The organism is Microbacterium sp. (genome assembly GCF_039812165.1).
Lineage (GTDB): Bacteria > Actinomycetota > Actinomycetes > Actinomycetales > Microbacteriaceae > Microbacterium.
On record NZ_JBDIAB010000279.1, the window covers coordinates 1 to 3,092 of the forward strand.

At 73.1% G+C, this 3,092-nt stretch carries 2 protein-coding genes; both read right to left on the reverse strand.

Going from position 1 to position 3,092, the window contains the following annotated elements; genetic code table 11:
* Positions 1-11: 11 nt before the first annotated feature.
* The gene (locus tag WML84_RS14255) at positions 12-1,367 is read right to left on the reverse strand and encodes a hypothetical protein (RefSeq protein WP_347346800.1); all 1,356 of its coding nucleotides are present in this window, start codon (positions 1,365-1,367) and stop codon (positions 12-14) included.
* Positions 1,368-1,377: 10 nt separating this feature from the next.
* Positions 1,378-3,092: CHAT domain-containing protein (locus tag WML84_RS14260; protein ID WP_347346801.1), on the reverse strand; the 1,715-nt coding region annotated here is incomplete at its 5' end.

Below are 3,092 nucleotides of genomic sequence, written 5' to 3' on the forward strand. Positions count from 1 at the left end.
CCGAGACCCGGTCAGCGGCCGGCGAGGGCGGCGCGCCACCCCAGCCAGACGAGCTCCGCGTGCGCGAGGTCGCTGTGCGCCCCCGACGCGCCGGCCAGGGTGCGGATGACCGCGCTCGCGTCGATGTTGTAGCGCCCGCCGACCGCGAAGGGCGTGTCGGCCGAGGTCGAGCCGCGCGTGAGCACGGGCAGCTCCACGGCGCCCGGGGTCTGGATGCCGAACGTGCCGATGCCGCCGAACTTCGGCAGGTCGTCGCCGAGCAGGTACTCCTGCGAGATGCTCACCGCGAGCGGGTAGAAGCGTCCGACGGCGTAGTCCCACGACGACCTGGTCACCACGATCGGACCCGACACGAACTCGGGGCGCGTCACGTCGGCGAAGTAGCCGCGTCCGCCGCCGATGCGCCGCGGCGCCGGATCGGCGAACGCCCACAGCGACACGGCGCCCTGCACGAGGAACAGCGACGACACCGGCCGCGGCGGCGGCGCGGGTGTGCCGCCCGGCCCGCGCACCGCGCCCGACACGACGATCGTGCCGAAGCTGTGGCCCATGAGGTGCACGCGCACGTCCGGTGCCGTGGCCCGCATGATCGCGCGCACCAGCTGTGCGGCGCCCCGCTCGCCGAACTCGCGCGCCTGGTTCTTGCAGTGCCAGAAGGTCAGCTGCCGGAGCGGCGTGAGCACCGCCTCGCGCAGCTTGTGGAACCACCCCTCGCCGAGAAGGCCGTCGTCGGCCTGCTCGGCGGACGCCTCGGCGAACACCTCGACCGGATCCCAGCCGCCGCCCAGCAGCGGGTCGTCGCCGCCGGCGTCGCCGGTCGCGGCGCCGAGCACGCGGTAGGCGCGCGCGACCTCGGCGGGCAGCGTCGCGCGGGCCGTGGCATCCTCGTCGGGGTCGATCTCCGACGCGTGCTCCAGCACCGTGCGCAGAGCCTCGCGCACCCCCGGTCGGTCGGGGAGGAGCGTGGCGTACTCGTCGACCGCCTCGTCGACCGACATGCTGTCGGCCTCGCCCGGGTCCTCCTCGCCCCCGAGCAGCCCGCTCGGCGCGCTCTTGAGCTCGCGATCGCTCCACGCGCGGCTCGGCCAGTGCACGCCGATCACGAAGGGGCGGATGCCGTCGCCCGCGGCATCCGGATCCGCCGCACCCAGCCAGCGGTCGTACTGGTCGATCGCGCCGTCGTAGTCGCCCTGCCAGCCGTGGCTCAGGATGAACACGTCGGTGACGCCCGCGGCCGGGTCGCGGAGGTCGGCGAGCGCGGCCTCGCTCGCGCTCGATCCGTCGGCGTCGGGGCGCTCGTGGCCGTTCTTGTCGTAGCTGATCAGGTGGTACTGGCGGCTCGTGCCGGGGATGCGCCGCAGGGACATGTCGTTCTCCTCACTGAGCCGGGGTCGACGCCGCGAGCGCGGGCGCGACGACCGTGTCGGTGTCGCAGTGCACGCCGTAGAGAAGCCCGAGCGGGTTGTTGTGCTCGGCGAGGAACCGCCGGCGCAGGGTCAGGACGAGCTCGCCCAGCGGCATGCCGGCGAACAGCTCGTCGAAGAACGCCTTGGCCCACTCGCTCGCGAACAGCCCCGGTGTCTTGCACTCGGTGCCGATCACGCCGCGGGCGCCCTTGGCGAGGAAGTACGGCACGAAGCCGTCGTAGAAGTTCGGGGTGAGCTGACCGGACTCGCACGCGTTGATGAAGACGAGCGGGCGGCTCGCCATCATGTCCTCGATCGGCGCGAACGCCGACAGCTCGCCGAGGGTGACGCTCTGCGAGCCGGTGAGGATGAGGGTGGCGTCGTCGGGGTCGGCGGTGGACGCCTCGGCGTGGCAGTACAGGTACAGCACCTTGTCGGCGGCGCTCGGGGCGAGCGCCTGCGTGACGAGGTCGTCGGCGCTCGTCCCCTCGGTGAGCGCGACCCCGCGCGCTGCCCAGTAGGCGCGCTGGGCGGCGACCGGCCGCGACGGCATCTGGGCGTCGATGCCGTCGTTGTAGAGCACGCGCACGCTCAGCTCCGGGGTCGAGGCGATCGTCGGGGGAGGCGGCGTGCGGTCGAGCTGCGCCATCGGGATCTGCTCGACGACGTGGCGCATGCCGATGAAGCCGTCCCACGACAGCGGAGCGGCGTCGAACCGCTTCACCGGGTACATGAGCGCCCACGGCACCGGGAACCCGCTCGAGACCACCTGGAGGGTCGTGATCTCGTCCGACAGGGTCTCGCACAGCCACGCGCCGACGCGGCGCAGGTCGGCGGACGCGTCGGGTCCCGCGAAGATCGCCTGGAAGAGCCGGAACCCGGCGAAGGCCAGGTCGCGGAGGAACGCGTCGCCGTCCTCGGTCGAGATGTCCATCTCCAGCGCGACGGGGCGCTGCTTCACGGTCTTCAGCAGCACCGCACGCACCTTCTCGATGCGGGCGCCGAGCTCGTCCTCGGTGAGGTTGATCTGGATCGGATCGTCGCACACCTGCGGCGCCATGAGCTGGTAGCCGCCGGCCGACGGCATGATCTGCAGCGTGGCCTGCCGCTCGTCGAGGGCGGTCGCGGCGGCGGCCGGCCGGCCGTAGTTCGAGACGTCGGTCGCGGCATCCGGGTCGAAGGTCACGTCGAGCCGCTGCAGGAAGTTGCCCTTGACGTCGACCAGGATGCTGAGGGTTCGCGGCCGCTCGCTGCCGTCCTCGGCACGCACGTCGAGCGGCGTGATCTCGAAGAGCGCGCGCGACGTGGATCGGCCGTCGCGGCCGACGCGCAGCATCTGCGGGAACGGCGGGACGACGAAGTCGGAGCTCATCAGGCGCACGCCGAGGTCGATGGTCTCGTCGCCGCGCCGGAACGGGATGATCGACTCCACGGTCGAGACGGCGGCGGACGATGCGCTGCGCTCGCCGAAGAACACCGCGAGCGTGTACGACCGCGTCGTCTGCAGCGGCGCGCCCTGGTTGTCGAGCTCGGCGTTCAGCCATGTGGCGACCGCGTCGACATCGGGCACGGGCGCCTCCTCCGCTGCCTGTGGCGGGGCCTCGTCGGCGGCCACGGGCGGGGCGGCCTCGGCCAGCGCGGCCACCACCGGCGGCGGGGGCGGGGGCACCGCGGGACGCGGCACGA